The following is a 19280-nucleotide window of genomic DNA, read 5'->3' on the forward strand; positions in this document are numbered from 1 at the left end:
CCGTATGTATTTCCTCTCGGAATGAGGGAACGAGATTTATCAAGATATGCCGTATTAAATGCACAGCCAAAATATCCATGTTTTCTCCTTTCAGCATAAACAATAAAGTATTTTTACCTGGAATTGATCTGAAATTATAATTAACATTTTTTACCTAATTATGAAAAAATACGTTTTGATTGTCTTACATCTACTTCTTCCATGGAATAATAAGTAACAAGAACTGATATGTAGAAATTAAGCGACGCGAAATGTGATACTAAATATCGTGACTTAAATCCACTATAATGCGCTTAAAAAATCTTAATTGACCTGACTAATTTCATGGATACCAAAGTGGAAGATCAAATGACCCAGAATAATTCCAGACAAATCCATGGAGATTTAAAAAACACAGCTTTTGAGATTTTCCTAGCACGTTTTTTGAAAGCTGAATATAAAGAGAAAATACAATAATGCCGGGTATATAATCAGTGTTCGTTTAACATAACCGTAAACTGCTGATTCCAACTAATCCTGGCCTAAGATAAGCTAATATACCGAGAAATTAATTGTGCAATACAAAGACTATTACAAAATAATGGGCATAGACAAAAAAGCCCCGCAGGCCGAAATAAAACGTGCCTATCGTAAATTAGCGCGTAAATATCATCCTGATGTTAGTAAAGAAAAAGATGCTGAAGAGCATTTTAAAGAAGTAGGCGAAGCTTACGAAGTTTTGAAAGATCCTGAAAAACGGGCAGCTTATGATCAGTTGGGAGCCAACTGGAAAGCTGGGCAGTCCGGTTTTCAACCACCACCCGACTGGGATGCGGGATTCGAGTTTCATGGTGGCACCACTACCGGTGACCATGTAAATGCAGCGGATTTCAGTGAATTTTTTAGCAGCCTTTTTGGCCAGCGTGCAGGCGGATTTCAGGGAAGTCATCAAGCGCAGCATACGCGTGGTGCGGATAGTCATGCAAAAGTTTTTATTGATCTTGAGGATGCCTACCATGGCGCATCTCGTAGTCTAACATTACGGACAACTGTATTAGGTGCAGATGGTCGCCCTGAAGTCAAGAACCGGACCCTGAACATTAAAATTCCTAAAGGCATTAAGGAAGGCCAGAATATCCGTCTGCAAGGACAAGGTAGTCCAGACATATCAGGTGGTAAAGCAGGTGATTTGTATTTAGAAATTGAATTCAATCCCCATTCCATCTACAAAGTCAAAGGACAGGATGTCTCTTTAGAATTACCCATTACACCATGGGAAGCAATGTTAGGCGCTAATATACAAATACCGACCCCAGCTGGTAAGGTCGATCTTAAAATCCCCCCTGCTAGCTCTAGTGGTAAACGTATGCGCCTGAAAGGACGTGGCATACCCGCCAAAGTAGCCGGTGATTTTTATATCACTCTGGAAATTGTGCTTCCTGATAAACTCAGTGAGCAGGAGAAATCTTTATACCAGGCCTTGCAACGAGAAGCCGGCAATTTTAATCCGCGAGCAAAACTGGGAGTATAAGCATGAAAAATGAAATCATAAGCTTGTTATCTGGCGTGATTGTCGAAAATGATTTTAGCGTATCTTTTGCTACATTGTGCCAATGTTGCTCCGTATCTGAAGAGCAGATTATCAGCATGATAGAGTATGGCATTATCGAGCCGCTAGAACCTCATATGAATGTCACCTACTGGCAATTTTCCGGAGACTGTATTATACGCATAAAGACGGCCGTCAGGCTGCAACAGGATTTGGGAATTAATTTAGCGGGCACGGCACTGGCACTTGAATTACTCGATGAAATAAAAAGCTTGCGTCAACAGGTCCACTCGCTGCAACGCAATTGAAACTTGGTATACGATTTACTCGACCTGAGCTGCTAAGTATAGTTATGAACTATATTTTTCGTCAATTTTCTTAATATAAATATTGGCCGATTGAGCGAGCAATTAACACATCCCTTAGGAAATCCAAACCATGGCAAAGAAGACACAGCACAAACAACATTCTCATACCCATGATCACAGTGGACACGCACATCATCACGGTGATCCGAATAATCATAGCCGGGCCTTTGTCGTAGCAATCACTCTCAATATAGTTTTTGTTGCCGTCGAGTTCAGCTATGGCTTTATTGCCAATTCAACTGCACTTATGGCTGATGCAGGACATAACCTGTCAGATGTTTTAGGCCTAGTGCTCGCATGGGGTGCTGCAATCCTTTCTCGCAAAGCACCCAGTCAGCGCTATACCTACGGCCTGCGCGGCACATCTATTTTAGCTGCGCTGGCAAATGCCATGATTCTGCTGCTGGCCTGTGGTGCCATTTCATGGGAAGCTATACTCCGTTTTCACCAACCACCCGAGGTCGCAGGATTCACAGTTACTTTAGTGGCTGCTGTCGGAATTATCGTCAATGGATTATCAGCCTGGCTATTTGTAAAAGGCAGCAAAGCCGACCTGAATATACGTGGTGCTTATCTCCATATGATGGCAGATACAGCAGTCTCATTGGGTGTGGTGGTTGCTGGCCTGGCTATGGTTTATACCGGATGGTACTGGCTAGACCCTGTTGTGAGTTTACTCATTGTGTTTGTCATCACCATTAGCACCTGGGGCCTGTTACGTGATTCTTTACGTTTGGCATTAGGCGCAGTACCGGCAGATATAAACGTACCTGAAGTGGAAAAATACCTGCGTCAATGCCCTGGAGTCGTTGATGTACACGATTTACATATCTGGGGTATGAGTACCAGCGAAGGTGCTTTAAGCGCTCATCTGGTCATCCCGGAAGGTTATCCGGGCGATAAGTTTATGGACAATATTATATATGTGTTGCAAACGCGTTTTTCTATACAGCACAGTACATTGCAAATGGAACAAGGAACAACTGATCATATCTGCACGCTACACCCCGATGCCCCTGATACGCATAAGCATTAATTTGTATAATTTTTCTGCTAGTCAGCCTTCATTTCACCTTGCTATCCTTGATTCTATGACGATTATGCGAACACTATATTTCAATTTGAAATGTTTAAATACCGATTTACTCTTTAAGTGATTATTTACAGCAATGTCGTCTTGATTGCCCGCACGAATTTTGGAATATTTAAGCTATGAATATTATTTTTCTGGGAATTATCCTGCTTGCTTTTTTCACCAGCGCTTACCACCAATTAACCTGGGTTCCTTCAGGGGCTGATGATATCGCGCCGATGCAGGCTTTGACGACTGCGTTAATTGAAGCCAGTAAAAGTTCAGTAGAATTAGCAATAGGCCTGGTTGGAGTAATGGCTTTTTTTCTCGGTTTAATGAAAGTTGCCGAAGCCGGTGGTTTACTGCACATTATTGCCCGCTTATTACGCCCATTAATGGTACGCTTATTCCCGGATGTGCCCGAAGATCACCCCGCTATGGGGGCCATGATTATGAATATGTCTGCCAATGCATTAGGACTGGGTAATGCTGCAACACCGTTTGGTATCCGTGCCATGCAGGAATTAGATAAACTAAACCCGGTCAAAGGGACAGCCAGCAATGCCATGGTTTTATTTTTGGCAATAAATACCTCAAGCGTCACTTTACTGCCTACCGGTATTATCGCATTACGCGCCTCAGCAGGCTCTGCTGACCCCGCCGGTATTATTCCCACTACGTTATTTGCTACTTTGTGCTCTACCACAGCAGCGATATTAGCAGCAAAATTTTATCAACGCTTCTTTGTTATCGATGCTCAAAAAGCCTCTTCAGATATTGACTCCAGCGTTGGGCCAGGCCATATAGATTATGAAGTAACAGATGAATTACCGGACGCGAATTCAGCTGCTTATCCAGCCTGGATATCATACTTATCATTACTCTGTATTGTTGCATTTGTGCCGTTGGCCATCGTATACGGGCGCAGTATCGGGCCCTGGATTATTCCTGTTTTTGTTGTGTCTTTACTGAGCTTTGGGGCTTATCAGGGCGTCCGGGTTTACGAAGTCTTTGTCGAAGGAGCAAAAGATGGTTTTAATGTTGCAATTAAAATCATCCCCTATTTAATCGCCATTTTAGTCGCCATTGCCATGTTTCGGGAAAGCGGTGCTATGCATGTGATGATCAGTGCCGTGGGTAGTGTAACAATTCTTGTTGGTTTTCCTGCAGAAGCCTTGCCAATGGCATTATTGCGCCCTTTATCAGGTTCCGGCGCTTATGGAGTGGTCGCGGCAACTCTACAAGACCCTGCTATTGGACCCGATAGTTATGTAGGTTATCTAGTCAGTACTTTACAAGGTTCGACTGAAACTACCTTTTATGTTCTCGCAGTTTATTTTGGTGCAGTACAGGTACGGCAAGTTCGTCATGCATTAGCCGCAGGTTTAACGGCTGATCTGGTGGGTATCATTGCAGCCACAGCTGCTTGCTATTATTTATATGCCTAGCTCCCACGTTAGCTTCATCTTACGGTATAGGGTGCAAAGCTCCATGACAGCAAGAATTTCCGTATCGGTGTTTGCAGCTCACCTGCTTTTAAATCACTGAACTAACCATGCCAGATATAAACCGTGATTTGATTGGATATGCTAATAACCCGCCTCACCCGCAGTGGCCGAATGCTGCGCGCTTAGCAATTAATTTCGTAATTAATATCGAGGAAGGCGCGGAACGCAACGCATTAGAGGGTGATGCGGGTTCGGAAAATTATCTAACTGAACTGGCTATGCGGGAGTCTATACCCGGGCAACGTGATTTATTTAGCGAATCTATTTTTGAATATGGTTCGCGTTGTGGCGTGTGGCGCTTACTTGATCTATTTGAACAACGGCAAATTAAAATCACCACCTGGGCATGTGGCATGGCTTTAGAAAAAAATCCCCAGCTTGCCCTGCATCTAGCTCAACAGGGACATGAAATTGCCGGACATGGTTATCGCTGGATTGATTATCGTCAATTTAATCCTGAGCTGGAACGTGAGCATATCAAAAGAACTCTGGCTATAATTAAACATTACACAGGGGATCTACCTTGGGGATGGTATACTGGACGTAAAAGCCTGCAAACCAGGCAATTATTGCAGGCAGCCGGCTTACGTTATGATTCGGAAAGTTATAACGACGACCTGCCCTACTGGCAAATAGTCAATGATCAGCCGTATTTAATTATTCCCTATAGCTTTGATGTCAATGATGCAAAGTACTATTTAACACCCGGCTGGATGTCCGGTGAAGATTTCCTGAATTATTTAATTAACTCAGTACGTTGCTTACATCGTGAAGGTGAAAAATCACCAAAAATGATGTCTGTTGCTCTTCATGCTAGAATCAGTGGACATCCAGGTCGGGCAGAAGTGCTCCACAAGTTTTTAGATTATCTGGCAGACTTTCCGGATATATGGATATGCACCCGGCAACAAATTGCCCAGCACTGGTATCAGCAACATCCTTATCGAACAAAAGAGATTAATACATGAAACACACCTATCATATACGGCGTATGCAGGCTGATGAATTACATATCGCAATAGACTGGGCATCAGAGGAAGGATGGAATCCTGGCCTGCACGATGCAGAAACATTTTACCAGGCAGATCCAGATGGATTTTTTGTCGGTGAGCTGGATGACCAGATAATCGCTGTTGGCAGCGCTGTGTGCTATGACCAGGACTTTGCTTTTTGCGGCCTATATATCGTCCATCCTGATTTTCGTGGTCAGGGCTATGGTTTGCAATTAACGCAGCAACGTTTACGCTATGTTGATACGCGTAATGCGGGAATAGATGGCGTTGTGGAAAATATTAGTATTTATGAACGTATTGGTTATCGACTGGCTTATCATAATATGCGTTATCAAGGTTTAGCACGCCAGAGCAAACTAGATCAAAATGCCATAGTTGCATTATCAGACATTAATTTTGCTCATCTAGCGGCCTATGATCGTCAATGTTTTCCCGCGCCACGTGATGCATTTTTACAGGCATGGATTAACCAGCCGGATTCACGCGCAATAGCTTATGTCAAACAAGGTAAGTTAATGGGTTACGCAGTACGCCGTAAATGCATAGAAGGCCATAAAATCGGGCCCTTATTTGCCGATAGTTTTGTTATTGCCAGGCACTTATTGACTGACTTGCAACAAGATATTGTTGGTGAGGCCATATTTCTGGATATCACGGAAATTAATCCCGCGGCTAAACGTCTGGTTGAGCAACTTAAAATGCAGGAAGTGTTCAGTACAGGCCGCATGTATTTGAAAAGCCAGCCCAGGCTTGCTGATGAGAAAATATTTGGCATCACGACTTTCGAGTTGGGATAATCTATTTATTCCACCCACTGCTGATAAATGCGCTTAAATTAAACTGCCTTTCACCGCCATCATGATCAGTGTATTAAGACTGTCTGCCTGCATTTTATCCATAATATGCGCGCGATGCGCATCAACCGTCCGATGACTAATATCCAGTTTTTTAGCGACGTCTTTAGTTGAATGATTATGCACAATGAGCATAAAAACCTCCTGTTCACGCTCCGATAAATTTGCATAATGTTTGAGTATCTGTTTTTTTTCTTGTTTTTCAGACCAGTTAAGCAGCAATTTATCAATTACTTCATTTATGCGTTCCAATAAAAGCTCATTATCAAACGGCTTTTCTAAAAAATCCACAGCGCCAGCTCTAAACGCTTGCGAAGAAACCGGAATATCCGCATGACCGCTGATAAAGATAATAGGCATTGCAGCGCATCTTTCCGCAAGCACATGCTGGAGTTCGAGCCCGTCCATATAAGGCATTCGCACATCAAGAATCAGGCATGACGGCTGATCAGGATCAAATTTTTCTAAAAATGTCACTGCTGAATCATAGGTTTTAACTTTACTAAATCCCGCTGACTCCAGTAACAGAGTTAATGAGTCACGAATAACAAACTCATCATCCACGATAAAAATGTTAATGTCCTGTTTATCAATGTCCATTTTTATCCTCTAAAATAGGCAACGTAAAATAAAAAGTGGAACCTTTGCCTTTACTACTTCTGAATCGCAACATGCCGCCGTGCGCCCTTATCAAAGATTGACTGATTGATAGCCCCATACCCATGCCTGATGTTTTAGTGGTAAAAAAAGGCGTAAACAGAAGTGCCTGCTCTTCATTGTCCATACCTGCACCGTTATCCTTTATTCTAACCTCAATTTCACTGCTTACTAATAAATACGTTTGTATACTGATCCGACGTTTTGTCTTTCTTGGTAGTAGAGCTAATGCATCAATACTGTTTTTTATCAGGTTCAATATAACCTGCTCTATTTGTACTTCGTCAACTGATAAACAAGGCAGGGAGTCAGCAAGATCAAGTGTGCTTTGTATGGAAGAGTGTCGAAAGTCATCTGCTAATAAACTCATGGCATCGTGAATCAAATGATTGATGTCAATAGTTGATCGATGGACAGTATTTGTAGAAATAAACTCTCGCATACGGGCAAGAACCTGTCCGGCTCTAAGTGCTTGTGTTTCAGTTTTCTGTAGCGTCTCTTGCAGCTTTATCAGGTCAAGCTTATCGCTTTTTAACATGCGCAAACAGACCTGGCTATAAGTCGCTATTGCAGTCAATGGCTGGTTCACTTCATGAGCAATACCCGAAGCCATTTCCCCCATTAGTCCCATTCGAGTGACATGAGCAAGTTCATTTAAATGCTGTTTATCCAGCAAGTCTTTGCGCTTCCTCTCACTGACATCTCTGATAATGCCAGTAAAATAAGTTTTCTGAGCTATTTGATATTCAGAAATAGACAGATCTATGGGAAATATCGAGCCATCCTTGCGCCGCGCTTCAAGTTGCCGGATCGAACCAATAATCTTGGCTTGACGACTGACTAAATAATTTTGTATATAATTATTATGCTGTTCTTTATAGGGTGAGGGCATCAGTTTGCCCACATTATGACCAATAAGCTCACTAGCTTGATAGCCAAAAATGTTTGTCACAGCATTATTGATGGATATTATAATGCCTCGTTCATTAATCGTGATTATACTCTCCACCGCCGCATTAAACACAGATTTTAGCCTGGCTTTGCCCTCTATCAGTTTGTTTTTAGAGTCCTTCATTTGAGCAATATTTGCTAGCAATTTTTGATTCTTCATTTGAAGCTCAGTATGTTGATCACTGACTTTTTGATTTAACTTTTTATTAAGCTCATTGATTTGCTTTTCTATGTGTTTTTGCTCGCTAATGTCTAGTAGCGTGATGAAACATATTTTTTCTGCTGTATCACTCATCTCATGGTAATAACCCTGGCACAGCACAGGAATGGAGTACCCATTTGCTTGCATGACACTAATCTCAAAAGACTTGTTAGCTACCGACTTTAGCAACTGCTGGAAAAATAAATAAAAGCGGCCCTGATCTTCACTATTTAAATATTTAGCGAATTTTGCGCCTAGTAAATCGGTTTTGGAATACTCTAACAGTACACAAGCCTTCTGGTTGGCGTTGCTAATATTGCTGTCCCTGTCCAGTGTAAGAAAACCTATAGGCGCATATTCAAACAGTGTTTGGTAGCGGTCTCGAGAGGCGCGCAGTTGTATTTGAGTCTCACGCAGTTCCTCATTCTGCATTTCCAGTGCCACTTGATAAACCTGGAACTCGTGCGCCAGTTTTTGTATCTCTTCCGGAGTCAATTTAGCGATATCAGTGCGCGTTTTCCCCAGGTGTATTTCCTTTTTTTGGCGCAGCTGCTGATGTACATTATCATTAGTATTCTTAATACTCATAGGTTAAATATCCCTTAGAATTTTAGTCATTGCAGCGACTTATATGGGTTACATCCTCAATCGCCAACAGAATATGCACCGATTTTACAATAGCTGGTTTTAAAATACGGCTATTTAATATCAGCGGCTTCAAGCCAATACCAGGAAATTCAAGGCTAATATGCAATTCTTCAAACTTACTCTTATCCTGTAAAATTGTTTTTAGTTGCTGTTGAATTTCAGCTGTATTCCTTGCGCCATCACATATACTGAGTAAGGATTGACTTTCAGTTTCTTGTTTATTCAGTTTAAACAGCTTAAAAAACGCCGGATTAGCCAGTAAAATATGTAAATTCTCATCCAGTACTAATAAAGGATGACGTACCGTTTCTACAATAGCTCGAGTAAGGCCCGCATCGGCCGCGGACTGCTCGGCAAATTTCAGTTTATTGATATTAATAAATCAGATAGCTAAACCATCAATCAAATTTTCTGCTGTACGATAGGGCAAAATACGCAATAAATACCAGTCACCGTTGACTGCCTGCACTTCCTTGTCTTTAAAAACCAGGGTTTCCAATACATTTTTGGCATCGTCAATTAAATGTGGATATGATAAATTTGATGCCTGATCGGGAAGCGGCCGGCCGATATCAGTATCAATTAAACTGATAATATTTTGTGCCTGTTTGGTAAAACGTTTGATTCTTAAATCATTATCCAGAAATATACTGGCAATATCGGTGCTATTGAGCAGGTTTTGCATGTCATCACTGGATTGCGCATATTCTTCCACTTTATTATGCAACTCATCATTAACGGTAATCAATTCTTCATTCAGTGATTACATTTCCTTTTTTGAGGTTTCCAGCTCTTCGTTAGAACTTTGCAATTTTTCATTGGTTGACTGCAACTCTTCGTTAGTTGAGCAAAGTTCCTCATTAAAAGTCTCTAACTCTTCAATGGTTGCGCGTAGCGATTCTTTGGTAAATAGCAGCTCTTGTTCTAACTCTTCTCTTCCATCGCTGTTATGGACATGTACATGCTGCTTAGGTTTTATGTCTGTGTCTCTGTTTGGGCTTAAGCTTGGGTGAAAACTGAGTAAAAAAAGCCCCATTAAGGCTTCCGGTTAGTCAATTTTTATCAGCTTGACATCAATTAGCTCAAAGTCGCCGTTAGTCCTTACTCTGACTTTCTCGCTGATAATTTCGGTATTATCCTGCTTTACCGCTTTACGCAAGCCAGCGACTAAAGGCATACGCAAACCTTCCCTGGCCATTTCAATGACATTCCAATTCGGCTGTCCACCGGATGCAGGCTCAAGGCTAACCGCGTCCTCGATGACGACAGGATCCATCGCTAACAAAAAAGGGCTTTGCGTATAGTGTAATAACTGATTGCCCATTTTTTCTGGCGACAATATGAAATCCACATCCCCCATGGTGATAGCACTACTCGGCATACCATAAAATTTAGCCAGTTTAGGCTCCTGCATCATACTCATGCCCGATTCGCCCTTAATGGATGTAAGACTTAAAGTCCCATCGGTGCCTGTGCCGGATAAAATTTAGCTGTCTGTGTTATCTAGCCAGCTTATTGATCAAACTACTTAGTTTTACTGTTAGGTAAGTTAACTTGTCCCTGTTCGACTATTCAAGCCATGAATCCAATATAGGTAGTTATACGGATAGTATTGTAAATATTTTTCATTTACACTGAATTCGCCTTAAGATTTGAGGATATAAAAATGCCTTCTAACAAAAAAGAAAACAACCTAAAAGCGGAACATAACATAGCTCCTGAATATATATCTGACGAAGATTATTATGACATGATTGCTAAATGCGCCTATTACAAAGCTGAACAACGAGATTTTGTCGGTGGTAATGAAATAGAAGACTGGTATGCCGCAGAGCAGGAAGTTAATAAGCAAAACTTTTATCGGTTTCTAACTTAATAGCCAATATTCAGATCTGTAGGACGTGGCTTTAGTCCGCCAATATTCAAAAGTAATGTTAAAGGCCGGCTAAAGCCACGCCTTACCGCACTTGAAGTTTTTTTTCAAAGCTGAGTGAAACCCTGAGGTCAATTATACCGAAGTGTTTTGTGCAGGTTCCTTAATTACTATCTATATAAATAGAATTTACCGGCAATCCATAAGGTGCAAATATTATGAAACGGAATAAATCACTTACCTTAACAAGTCATGCACATATTGAGGCACAAAAAAGACGTATTGCTTATCATGAAGCAGGGCATGCTGCTGCTATTCTGGTTAATAATGAACTTAAACAGCTCCCGCCGATATTTTTTCGCATTAATATTCATGATTCCACTCAAAACTCGACAGCTGATACAAACGCGATTTTACTGAAAGGTCATAATTACAGTGCCGAGATTGAAGGTGGCCGCTTGATTAAACACGTACCTGAATCCTTGGAGTGTTTTATAGACAACATAGACCAAAACAAAAGCAACAATACTGTCTCGTTTTTAACTGTATTTATCGCAGATATCGTTAATTTACTGATCGGCCCACTGGCAGAAGCAAAACATGTCGCTATCAGTGATGGAGAGGTTTTCAATAAAAACCTGATCACTGTAAGTGCCTTACATAATTATGGGGGCTCTTCGGATCTGACTTTAATTAATGAATATTTAGAATGCTTTTCCAGCAGCAAAAATGAGCAAGATAACTTATTAGCCGAGCTGCTTGATCAAGCATTTGATTTTGTAAATAATTATTCTAACTGGAAAAAAATAAGGCTGCTGGCACGACATATTCTCGATGAGGATATTAAAACCATTGACTATAACGAAATCAATGCGTTATTAAGCCAGTCCAAGCTGAATGAATCATCCTTGAATAAATTCCTAGTAAGATAAATAGGCTAACCTCTTACGTTAGAACAACATTGCAACTTTTTTGGAGTGTAGCTATGACCGCTAAAAGAAAAATTGATTCATCCGTACAAAGAAAATTTTATCATCACTATTCTGATGAATTTTACGAAAAAAACCACCTAAAGACTTTCATTTTAAAATTAAAAAACAAAATTTAGCAAAGCAGTACAGCATTTCTGACTGGCTTGATGATGAACAGGAGTTAACCCTGACCTAAAACTCAGTTATTAAACACACAACCTATCCAACTCATATTTCATAGTGTACGACTATGAGGATTGGGTTTACCTAAGACTGGAGAATGTTATGAGTGATAAAAAAGAAATATCGAAAAAAAGTACCGATGTAACCCCGCATTCATCTATAGGTGGATTATTTTCATTTAATGAATTTGATGATTTTTTTGACACCTTTCTAACCCGTAGATGGCCACGTGTACTGGATTGGAATGCACCGATGGAAGCCTTTGAAAAAAGCTTTCCCAAAGTAGACATTATTGATCATGATAAAGAAATAGAAGTTCAAGCTGCTTTGCCTGGAGTTAAGAAGGAAGACCTGGATATTTCGATTCATAATCAGCTGCTGACGATTAAAGCGAGTCACAAAACTGAAACTGAGGAAAAAAAGGATGAAGGTAAGTATTTTCGTCGTGAAATAAGCCGTGGAGAATTTCAGCGCACCGTGGCATTACCGGATAGCGTTGATAATGAAAATGTTTCAGCAAGCTTCAACGACGGGATATTAACAGTAACCATACCCAAATGCGAAAAGAGCAAGTGCAAAAATATTGAGGTCAAATAAATAGGTTATGTCACCGTTAAATGTGAAATTATTTTATCGCCTTTTTTTCTATAACTCTATAACTTAGTAACGCAATGAGATCTCTCTCAAACCGGGGCAAACTAGATAATTAATAGGTTTGGTGATCTTTTCAACACTTAACGGTGGCATTGCTAAATAATAAGCAAAAGCAGAAATTAATGAAGACTGAAGAATTAATGAATACTACAAACATTAATATATCTCAAAGTTTAGATATCTATATTGCGGATGCTATTATTGAGGCTGATAATGATTGTAGAGTGGATGGTGAGGCACTTGTAGATCCTATACCAGAGATACAAGAGAAAAAAGATCATGACTTCGATGCAACTAAATTTTATCTTCATGAATTGAGTCGTTCGACTTTGTTAACGGCTGAGCAAGAAAAATTCTACGGGACAAAAGTTCTGCAGGGCGATCAGCAAGCACGTAAGATTATGATTGAAAGTAACTTACGTCTAGTGGTGAAAATATCGCGCAGATACCTAAACCGAGGCTTACCTTTGCTGGATTTGATTGAAGAAGGAAATCTGGGGTTAATTCACGCAGTTGAAAAATTTGATCCTGAACTCGGTTTTCGTTTCTCTACATATGCTATCTGGTGGATACGACAAGCTATTGAGCGTGCGGTGATGAACCAGGCACGTACCATTAGGCTGCCCATTAATGTGCTTAAGAAAATGAATGTATTTTTAAAGGCTCGGCGCCATTTATTACAGAAATTGGAGACAGAGCCAAGTGCTGAAGATATTGCGGCCTACTTGGACAAGCCGGTTAAGCTCGTGCAGAAAATGCTTAAATTAAATGAACGCGTCACTTCAATCGATGCGCCTAGTTCTTTTGATTCAGAAAGAATGCTGGTTGATTCTATTGCAGATGATGAGGCCGTTACTTTACTGGATCAGATTCATAATGAGGAAATTAAAGATAATATTAATATCTGGTTATCAAAGTTACCAAAAAAGCAAGCTGAAGTCATTTGTCGTCGTTATGGCTTGTGTGGCTATGAACATGCTACGCTTGACGTCGTTGCCTGTGAATTAGGTGTCACACGTGAGCGGGTGCGTCAAATACAACTGGATGCTTTAAAAAAACTAAAAAAAATTATTAAAGTGAATGGTTACTCGCTGGAATCTATTTTGCAGTAAATTATTGGGTTTATATATCTAAATTGTTAATTGAATTTACTAAAAAATCTTGGAGTATAATATGAGTAAAAAAAAAGAAGTATCGAAAAAAGTACCGATGTAACCCCGCATTCATCTACAGGGGGATTATTTTCATTTGATGAATTTGATGAATTTGATGATTTTTTGATACTTTTCTAACCCGTAGCTATCCCCGTTTATTGAACTGGAATGCATCTATGGAAGGCTTTGAAAAAAGCGTGCCAAAAGTAGACGTTATTGATCACGACAAGGAAATAGAGGTTCAAGCTGCATTGCCCGGGGTTAAGAAAGAAGACCTGGAAATTTCGATTGATATTCAGTTGCTGACGATTAAAGCGAGTCACAAAACTGAAAAAGAGGAAAAAAAGGATGAAGGTAAATATTTTCGTCGGGAAATAAGCCGTGGAGAATTTCAGCGCGCCGTGGCATTACCGGACGGTGTTGATAATGAAAATGTTTCAGCAAGCTTCAACGACGGAATATTAACGGTACCCATACCCAAAAAGCGAAAAGAGCAAGTGCAAGAATATTGAGGTCAAATAAATAGGCTATGTCACCGTTAAGTATTGAAAATCACCAAGAGCAGAATGTAACAATTGCTCAGGGGTTAGATTGTGGTTCCGATCCATAATTCTGCACCAAGCCAAATAATTAGGTAAATACTTGGTGGCTACACCATGAAAGCGGTCTAGCCATGATTTAAAACGGTGGTGGTATGCATTGACATTTTGTATATGATAGGCCCCTTTAGTCACCCGCTGCCCTTGACTCATGTTAACGATTTCATGAGATACTTTTTCAGCTTTACAAAATGCACCATAAGTTGGATTGCCATCACTCACAAGGAGGGCATCCTGGTCTAGTATTGGCTTTAAATGCGTATCAAGAACAATTTTGCTTATTGGGCCATTACCTGTCACAAAATCTACGGTTTGTTTTGAGCGATCACGAGCAATTAAAATGCAAATTTGCTCATCAGAAATCCCTCGCTTAGTCGCACAGCCCCCTCGTTTCCTTGGTTGACGATTGAGATGGCGTTCTCCTTTATGTGACTCAAGTAAGTAGGTTTCATCAGCTTCTGTAATGCCATGAAGAGCACTGGGACGATCCTGCTGAATCCAGCTTAAAAAACGGTGCCGCCATCGAAAGGTTGTATTTCGATGCACATTAATTTCTTTAGCTGCCTGCCGGACAGTCAATGATTCTGCGATAGCTCCTAAGTAATCAAGCCACTTTGACTTGAGGCGTAGATGAGCAAGAGGCGTTCCTGTCAAAGCATTAAATGTCTTTTTGCAGGCTTTACAGCGGTAGCGCTGAAGGCCATCTTTTATTCCATGCCTGTGGCTTTCGGTATGGGAGCAATGAGGGCATTTACCTTTGCTATCAAATATTGTTTCAATTAAATCAAAAACCTTAGGTTCGTCCTCTAGTTGATCCAGTGCTTTCGTTAGAACAGTGCGTTGATGGTGGTCAAGTTGATTTATTTCGGAAATGAACTCTAAAAACTCTGGGGCTTTCATAACTATCTCCTTAATTTACATGGGCTTTATTTACTTATACGCTCTTGTTATATGAAATTCCATACTTTACGGTGACATAGCCAATAAATAAGCCTGAAAAAAACATACAAGGCTAATTGATGGATTATTAGCTTAAAAAATTGCCCTCCTGGCCATCACAACGTATCTGCGTCAGTTACCGTGAGGGCTTTTTTTCAAAAATCCAATTATTAGATTATAGATAATTCCTGAAGTATTTAAAGCCGACTCAAAAGCTTACGGAATACTGTACTCAATTTCGAGAACCAAAAATTCTTTACAGGTTTCTATTCACGCTTTTATACAGAATAGAAAAGAATAGCATGTTTACATAGTATGTGTAGACCGTTCAGAGTCCAATGAACCAGCGAGATAAGTTTCAATTTTATTTCGCGCCATCCCTCCGTCCTGATCACTAAACTGCACTCCAATTCCGGCTGTTCGATAACCTTGTGCTCCTGCCGGAGTCAGCCAGATTACCTTGCCTGCTATTGGTAAACGCTCTGTCTCCTCCATTAAATTAAGCAACATAAAGACTTCCTGCCCCATTTTATAAGCACGATTTGTTGGAATAAATAAGCCTCCATTTTCAACAAACGACATATATGCGGTATAAAGTGCATGTTTTTCTTTAATAGCCAGGGATAAGATCCCTTGCCGTGCGGATGATTCAGCCATCTTAGTTATTTACTGTTACTTGAGACCAGGTAATAAGCAGCTCTTCAAATAAAAGCTGCTTATTAAGTTGCTTATTTATTCTATCAGTATCTTTTAATAGTAAGCTATAAAAATCAAATAATTTATTTAAGTCTAGTCGCTTTGCCAAAGTACGCAAGTGTTTTTCTACATCATCATTAAGTAACAGACTTTTGTCTACTTGAAAATGGCATTTGATTACATCTTCTGTCCAGCTTACAAGCCATTGCAATAACTGAGTGGCGGGGAGTTTTTGCCATTTTTCTGCTAACTGGACCGGGCAGGCCTTAGCTAACAAGATTTTTTGCCATTCTTCAAAACAGCTGTTACGTTGCTCAAGCATATTACCCTGCGCATACGCCAGAGCCTTAATTGGTGCACCTTGTGCTAAACGCAACAACAGCTTTTGCTGTTCGTTGATACCTTGCTCTTGCAGCCAAACTGCAGCACTGTCAAAATCAGGAGCCTGTAATAACAATTTTTGACAGCGGCTTAGAATAGTTGCTGGCAAGGCCTGTCTGTGCTCGGTTAGTAAAAGAAAGACTGTGCGTTCCGGCGGCTCTTCCAGACATTTAAGAAAAGCATTAGCAGAGTTGATATTCATGAGTTCTGCGGGGGTAATAATGACTACACGATAACTACTATACTGAGGCTTAAGTACCATCTCCCCCATCAACTGCCTGATTAAATCCACACCAATCGCTTTACCGGGTTCTTCAGGCTGCAATAACGTAAAATCAGGATGAGTTTTTGCAATAAACAATTTACAGCTTGCACAACGCCCGCAAAAAATCTTTTCCTGTTTATCTGAACAGATTAAATATTGCGCAAACTGCAAAGCCAACCGGTGCTTTCCCAAGCCACTAACGCCATTAATCAACAGTGCCTGAGGAATGCGCTGCTGTTCAACATAGGCAGCTAAATGCTGCCAATAAGACTGGTGCCAGGAATAAGTGATATCAGTCATGAATAAACGGACTTAAGATATTACTAATTTGACTTTGCACATTTTCTAGGCTTTGCGTGGCATCAATTATTTTTACCCGTTCCGGTTGCTGCTCGGCAATAGTTAAATAGGTCTGCCTCACTTTTTCAAAAAAAACCATTTTTTCTGATTCAAAGCGATCCAATTTGCCGCGGTGCGTTGCTCTCTGCATCCCCAGCTGAACAGGTGCATCCAGCAATAGGGTTAAATCAGGACGTAAATCACCCTGGACAAAGTTTTCTAACCATTGAATAACTGATAAAGCCATATTTCTGCCTCCCCCTTGATACGCATAAGTGGCATCTGTAAAACGATCGCATACCACCCAGACGCCCTGTTCTAAAGCGGGTTTGATTACATGCCTGATATGCTGTGCGCGTGCGGCAAACATCATCAGTAATTCTGTTTGTTCAGCAATTGATTCCTGACCTTTATCCAGTAATAGTTGTCTAATATTTTCGGCTAACTTTGTGCCGCCAGGCTCTCGAGTCTGCAAGACAGAAATATTCTTATCCTTAAGCAAGGATTGGATATAGATCATATTGCTTGTTTTGCCAACCCCCTCACCGCCTTCCAGGGTAATAAATCGTCCCGCCATTAGTGTTGCTTTCTCTGAAATGTATTCACTGCCCTGTTATGTTCTAATAATGTTGCTGAAAACACATGACTTCCATCTCCATTAGCCACAAAATAAAGGCTTTTGCCTTCAGCGGGATGCAATACAGCATTAATTGCCTCCATACCTGGCATGGCTATCGGTGTTGGCGGCAGACCTTTGATTCTGTAGGTATTATAAGGAGTAAAAGTCTGCAGGTCTTTTTTGCTAATATTACCTTGATAACTTTCTCCCATGCCATAAATCACGGTGGGATCAGTCTGCAAACGCATCCCTTTGTTTAGCCTGCGGATAAAAACGCCTGCAATAGCGGGACGCTCAGAAGGCACTGCGGTTTCTTTTTCCACTATAGATGCCAGTATCAAAGCTTCATAAACATTTTTTAGAGGCAGGCCTGCACTTTTATTTGACCATTGTTCGCTTAATACCTGCTGCATTTTTTGATAGGCTTGCTGCAAAATAACTAAATCCGTCGTGTGTTTTGTAAAAATATAGGTGTCGGGAAAAAATAACCCTTCGGGCTGCGTATAATCACTGCCTATTTTTTTCAGGATGTCAGCATCACTTATCCCGGTTAATGTCAGCATAAGGTTTTTATCTGCTACCAGAGCCTGGCGTATTTGTTTAAAAGTCCAGCCCTCTGGAATAGTAATGCTATGCTGCAGTGTTTTTCCGCTACTGAGTAAAATCAGAAATTCATAAGGTGTCATGCCCACATCTAGTAGATATTCACCTGCTTTTAGCTGATTAATTAAGCCTTGCTGACGCGCCAGCACCTTAAACCAGAGTTTATCAATTTCAGGCCGCTGAAAACCTATCTGGCTATCAAGCAGCTGAATGATACTACGAAATGAGCTGCCCTTCTCTATATCTATGATTACAGGCTCTTGCGATACGATGGGCTGAGCAATAAAGATCTGATAATCCTGCCATGCCCATGCTAAAGCAACACTTAAACATAGCAATAAGATTGCGAGACTACGTAATATCATTAGGTATATCTCTCGCTTTATATTCAGCCAGGTAAAGCATTAATTTTTGCGTCCATAAACCAACTGGATAGGATTTATTTGCCAATGATTTAATCGGCCAGATTCCGATGATTGAATTACTAACAAATAATTCATCAGCCTGCAGTACAAAATCTCTTGTAAACAAAATTTCACACACGGGTAGCTGGTTCTGTCTGGCTATATTTAAAATAAGCTGGCGCATAACCCCTTTTATTCCTGATACGGTAATTTCCGGCGTATAGACTATTTGCTCCTTAATGACAAATAAATTGCTCATCGTCCCTTCTATAACATGCTCATTTAGATTAAGCATCAGTCCTTCCTGGAATTCATCCTGCCATTCTGAACGAGCTAATACTTGTTCCAGCCGGTTATTATGTTTTATCCCTGCAAGTAATGGATTAAGTCCTAAACGGGTACTACAAAAACATGTCTGTATGCCTTGAGTTTTAAAGCTTTCCGGATAATCTGGAAAAGGGTATAAAGCGATAATTCGGCTTGGGTTTAGCACCTCTGGCTGGCGATAACCACGCCCTCCTGAACCCCGTGTCAACATTAATTTAATAACGCCTTGCTGCTTACTGGTTTTACTGACACGTGTAATTTCATCCAGCAGAAGAGTTTCATCTGGATAGGGGATTTTCAGTCTCTGGCAGCCAGTTTTCAATCGCGCAAGATGTTGTGCTAAAAAAACAGGCTGCCCTTGAATAACTTCGATGGTTTCGAACAGACCATCGCCATAATGCAAGCCACGATCTGTTATTTCAAGTGTATTTTTGAGTTTGCCATTGATTAAGATCATCAGCAAACTGTTTAA

Annotated in this window: 23 protein-coding genes; 11 read left to right on the forward strand and 12 right to left on the reverse strand. The window is 40.6% G+C overall.

Features of this window, described 5'->3' with window-relative positions:
- The first annotated feature begins 553 nt into the window (after nucleotides 1-553).
- From AU255_RS15910 to AU255_RS15935, 6 genes are all read left to right on the forward strand, one after another.
- Complete coding sequence (locus AU255_RS15910; protein WP_080523907.1) at nucleotides 554-1510, forward strand: DnaJ C-terminal domain-containing protein; 957 nt, start codon at nucleotides 554-556, stop codon at nucleotides 1508-1510.
- A 2-nt stretch (nucleotides 1511-1512) separates the two neighbouring features.
- Nucleotides 1513-1836, forward strand: coding sequence for a chaperone modulator CbpM (locus AU255_RS15915; RefSeq protein ID WP_198942663.1), 324 nt, complete (start codon nucleotides 1513-1515; stop codon nucleotides 1834-1836).
- A 130-nt stretch (nucleotides 1837-1966) separates the two neighbouring features.
- Nucleotides 1967-2932: a cation diffusion facilitator family transporter gene (locus AU255_RS15920; protein WP_080523908.1), complete on the forward strand. Its 966-nt coding sequence runs from the start codon at nucleotides 1967-1969 to the stop codon at nucleotides 2930-2932.
- Nucleotides 2933-3108: 176 nt separating this feature from the next.
- Complete coding sequence (locus tag AU255_RS15925; RefSeq protein WP_080523909.1) at nucleotides 3109-4416, forward strand: nucleoside recognition domain-containing protein; 1308 nt, start codon at nucleotides 3109-3111, stop codon at nucleotides 4414-4416.
- A gap of 107 nt (nucleotides 4417-4523) precedes the next feature.
- Nucleotides 4524-5444, forward strand: a complete 921-nt coding sequence (locus AU255_RS15930; protein ID WP_080523910.1) for a polysaccharide deacetylase family protein — start codon at nucleotides 4524-4526, stop codon at nucleotides 5442-5444.
- Entirely contained in the window at nucleotides 5441-6286 is an 846-nt protein-coding gene (locus AU255_RS15935) for a GNAT family N-acetyltransferase (protein WP_080523911.1), read from the forward strand. The genes AU255_RS15930 and AU255_RS15935 overlap by 4 nt, the downstream gene beginning before the upstream one ends.
- Before the next feature lie 33 nt (nucleotides 6287-6319).
- Here the strand turns inward: AU255_RS15935 and AU255_RS15940 are convergent, their stop codons facing one another.
- From AU255_RS15940 to AU255_RS15965, 6 genes are read right to left on the reverse strand one after another with little or no spacing between them, the layout of a single operon-like run.
- A complete protein-coding gene (locus AU255_RS15940) occupies nucleotides 6320-6943 on the reverse strand; it encodes a response regulator transcription factor (RefSeq protein WP_080523912.1) in 624 nt (207 codons plus the stop codon).
- Nucleotides 6933-8741: a PAS domain-containing sensor histidine kinase gene (locus AU255_RS15945; RefSeq protein WP_080523913.1), complete on the reverse strand. Its 1809-nt coding sequence runs from the start codon at nucleotides 8739-8741 to the stop codon at nucleotides 6933-6935. The genes AU255_RS15940 and AU255_RS15945 overlap by 11 nt, the downstream gene beginning before the upstream one ends.
- Nucleotides 8742-8763: 22 nt before the next feature.
- Nucleotides 8764-9180, reverse strand: coding sequence for a PAS domain-containing protein (locus tag AU255_RS21470; RefSeq protein WP_080523914.1), 417 nt, complete (start codon nucleotides 9178-9180; stop codon nucleotides 8764-8766).
- A gap of 3 nt (nucleotides 9181-9183) precedes the next feature.
- Nucleotides 9184-9549, reverse strand: a complete 366-nt coding sequence (locus tag AU255_RS15955; RefSeq protein ID WP_080523915.1) for a PAS domain-containing protein — start codon at nucleotides 9547-9549, stop codon at nucleotides 9184-9186.
- A 15-nt stretch (nucleotides 9550-9564) separates the two neighbouring features.
- Nucleotides 9565-9837 carry a coiled-coil domain-containing protein gene (locus tag AU255_RS15960; protein WP_080523916.1) on the reverse strand — a complete coding sequence of 91 codons (273 nt, stop codon included), beginning with the start codon at nucleotides 9835-9837 and terminating at the stop codon, nucleotides 9565-9567.
- Nucleotides 9838-9849: 12 nt separating this feature from the next.
- Entirely contained in the window at nucleotides 9850-10287 is a 438-nt protein-coding gene (locus tag AU255_RS15965) for a chemotaxis protein CheB (RefSeq protein ID WP_080523917.1), read from the reverse strand.
- Between the two features lie 180 nt (nucleotides 10288-10467).
- On the opposite strand from AU255_RS15965, the gene AU255_RS15970 reads away from it, so the two are divergent.
- The 5 genes from AU255_RS15970 (at nucleotide 10468) to AU255_RS15990 (ending at nucleotide 14148) form a co-directional block, all read left to right on the forward strand.
- Nucleotides 10468-10677, forward strand: a complete 210-nt coding sequence (locus tag AU255_RS15970; RefSeq protein ID WP_080523918.1) for a DUF2934 domain-containing protein — start codon at nucleotides 10468-10470, stop codon at nucleotides 10675-10677.
- Between the two features lie 215 nt (nucleotides 10678-10892).
- Nucleotides 10893-11606: a hypothetical protein gene (locus tag AU255_RS15975; protein ID WP_080523919.1), complete on the forward strand. Its 714-nt coding sequence runs from the start codon at nucleotides 10893-10895 to the stop codon at nucleotides 11604-11606.
- 324 nt (nucleotides 11607-11930) lie between these two features.
- Nucleotides 11931-12425 (forward strand): Hsp20/alpha crystallin family protein, encoded by a 495-nt coding sequence (locus AU255_RS15980; protein WP_080523920.1) that lies wholly within the window; start codon nucleotides 11931-11933, stop codon nucleotides 12423-12425.
- Between the two features lie 179 nt (nucleotides 12426-12604).
- Entirely contained in the window at nucleotides 12605-13594 is a 990-nt protein-coding gene (rpoS, locus tag AU255_RS15985; RefSeq protein ID WP_080523921.1) for an RNA polymerase sigma factor RpoS, read from the forward strand.
- A 218-nt stretch (nucleotides 13595-13812) separates the two neighbouring features.
- Nucleotides 13813-14148, forward strand: a complete 336-nt coding sequence (locus AU255_RS15990; protein WP_233144703.1) for an Hsp20/alpha crystallin family protein — start codon at nucleotides 13813-13815, stop codon at nucleotides 14146-14148.
- A 15-nt stretch (nucleotides 14149-14163) separates the two neighbouring features.
- Here the strand turns inward: AU255_RS15990 and AU255_RS15995 are convergent, their stop codons facing one another.
- From AU255_RS15995 to pabC, 6 genes are all read right to left on the reverse strand, one after another.
- Nucleotides 14164-15135, reverse strand: a complete 972-nt coding sequence (locus tag AU255_RS15995; RefSeq protein WP_080521899.1) for an IS1595 family transposase — start codon at nucleotides 15133-15135, stop codon at nucleotides 14164-14166.
- Between the two features lie 345 nt (nucleotides 15136-15480).
- Entirely contained in the window at nucleotides 15481-15831 is a 351-nt protein-coding gene (locus AU255_RS16000; RefSeq protein ID WP_080523922.1) for a PilZ domain-containing protein, read from the reverse strand.
- Between the two features lies 1 nt (nucleotide 15832).
- Nucleotides 15833-16816 (reverse strand): DNA polymerase III subunit delta', encoded by a 984-nt coding sequence (locus AU255_RS16005; protein WP_080523923.1) that lies wholly within the window; start codon nucleotides 16814-16816, stop codon nucleotides 15833-15835.
- Nucleotides 16809-17432, reverse strand: a complete 624-nt coding sequence (gene tmk, locus AU255_RS16010) for a dTMP kinase (RefSeq protein WP_080523924.1) — start codon at nucleotides 17430-17432, stop codon at nucleotides 16809-16811. Before tmk ends, AU255_RS16005 begins: the two co-directional genes overlap by 8 nt.
- A complete protein-coding gene (mltG, locus tag AU255_RS16015; protein WP_080523925.1) occupies nucleotides 17432-18442 on the reverse strand; it encodes an endolytic transglycosylase MltG in 1011 nt (336 codons plus the stop codon). The genes tmk and mltG overlap by 1 nt, the downstream gene beginning before the upstream one ends.
- Complete coding sequence (gene pabC / locus AU255_RS16020; protein WP_080523926.1) at nucleotides 18429-19265, reverse strand: aminodeoxychorismate lyase; 837 nt, start codon at nucleotides 19263-19265, stop codon at nucleotides 18429-18431. The genes mltG and pabC overlap by 14 nt, the downstream gene beginning before the upstream one ends.
- Nucleotides 19266-19280: the final 15 nt, after the last annotated feature.

This window comes from Methyloprofundus sedimenti, assembly GCF_002072955.1.
Taxonomy (GTDB): domain Bacteria; phylum Pseudomonadota; class Gammaproteobacteria; order Methylococcales; family Methylomonadaceae; genus Methyloprofundus; species Methyloprofundus sedimenti.

Excerpts from the sequence above, each read along its gene's own strand:
- AU255_RS16000 (WP_080523922.1), bottom strand. The coding sequence starts at position 15,831 with ATGGCTGAATCATCCGCACGGCAAGGGATCTTATCCCTGGCTATTAAA.
- tmk (WP_080523924.1), bottom strand. The coding sequence starts at position 17,432 with ATGGCGGGACGATTTATTACCCTGGAAGGCGGTGAGGGGGTTGGCAAA.
- AU255_RS15980 (WP_080523920.1), top strand. The coding sequence starts at position 11,931 with ATGAGTGATAAAAAAGAAATATCGAAAAAAAGTACCGATGTAACCCCG.
- AU255_RS15940 (WP_080523912.1), bottom strand. The coding sequence starts at position 6,943 with ATGGACATTGATAAACAGGACATTAACATTTTTATCGTGGATGATGAG.
- AU255_RS15925 (WP_080523909.1), top strand. The coding sequence starts at position 3,109 with ATGAATATTATTTTTCTGGGAATTATCCTGCTTGCTTTTTTCACCAGC.
- AU255_RS16005 (WP_080523923.1), bottom strand. The coding sequence starts at position 16,816 with ATGACTGATATCACTTATTCCTGGCACCAGTCTTATTGGCAGCATTTA.
- AU255_RS15915 (WP_198942663.1), top strand. The coding sequence starts at position 1,513 with ATGAAAAATGAAATCATAAGCTTGTTATCTGGCGTGATTGTCGAAAAT.
- AU255_RS15975 (WP_080523919.1), top strand. The coding sequence starts at position 10,893 with ATGAAACGGAATAAATCACTTACCTTAACAAGTCATGCACATATTGAG.
- AU255_RS15970 (WP_080523918.1), top strand. The coding sequence starts at position 10,468 with ATGCCTTCTAACAAAAAAGAAAACAACCTAAAAGCGGAACATAACATA.
- AU255_RS15995 (WP_080521899.1), bottom strand. The coding sequence starts at position 15,135 with ATGAAAGCCCCAGAGTTTTTAGAGTTCATTTCCGAAATAAATCAACTT.
- AU255_RS15990 (WP_233144703.1), top strand. The coding sequence starts at position 13,813 with ATGGAAGGCTTTGAAAAAAGCGTGCCAAAAGTAGACGTTATTGATCAC.
- pabC (WP_080523926.1), bottom strand. The coding sequence starts at position 19,265 with ATGATCTTAATCAATGGCAAACTCAAAAATACACTTGAAATAACAGAT.
- rpoS (WP_080523921.1), top strand. The coding sequence starts at position 12,605 with ATGAAGACTGAAGAATTAATGAATACTACAAACATTAATATATCTCAA.
- mltG (WP_080523925.1), bottom strand. The coding sequence starts at position 18,442 with ATGATATTACGTAGTCTCGCAATCTTATTGCTATGTTTAAGTGTTGCT.
- AU255_RS15935 (WP_080523911.1), top strand. The coding sequence starts at position 5,441 with ATGAAACACACCTATCATATACGGCGTATGCAGGCTGATGAATTACAT.
- AU255_RS15960 (WP_080523916.1), bottom strand. The coding sequence starts at position 9,837 with ATGGGGCTTTTTTTACTCAGTTTTCACCCAAGCTTAAGCCCAAACAGA.
- AU255_RS15945 (WP_080523913.1), bottom strand. The coding sequence starts at position 8,741 with ATGAGTATTAAGAATACTAATGATAATGTACATCAGCAGCTGCGCCAA.
- AU255_RS15920 (WP_080523908.1), top strand. The coding sequence starts at position 1,967 with ATGGCAAAGAAGACACAGCACAAACAACATTCTCATACCCATGATCAC.
- AU255_RS15930 (WP_080523910.1), top strand. The coding sequence starts at position 4,524 with ATGCCAGATATAAACCGTGATTTGATTGGATATGCTAATAACCCGCCT.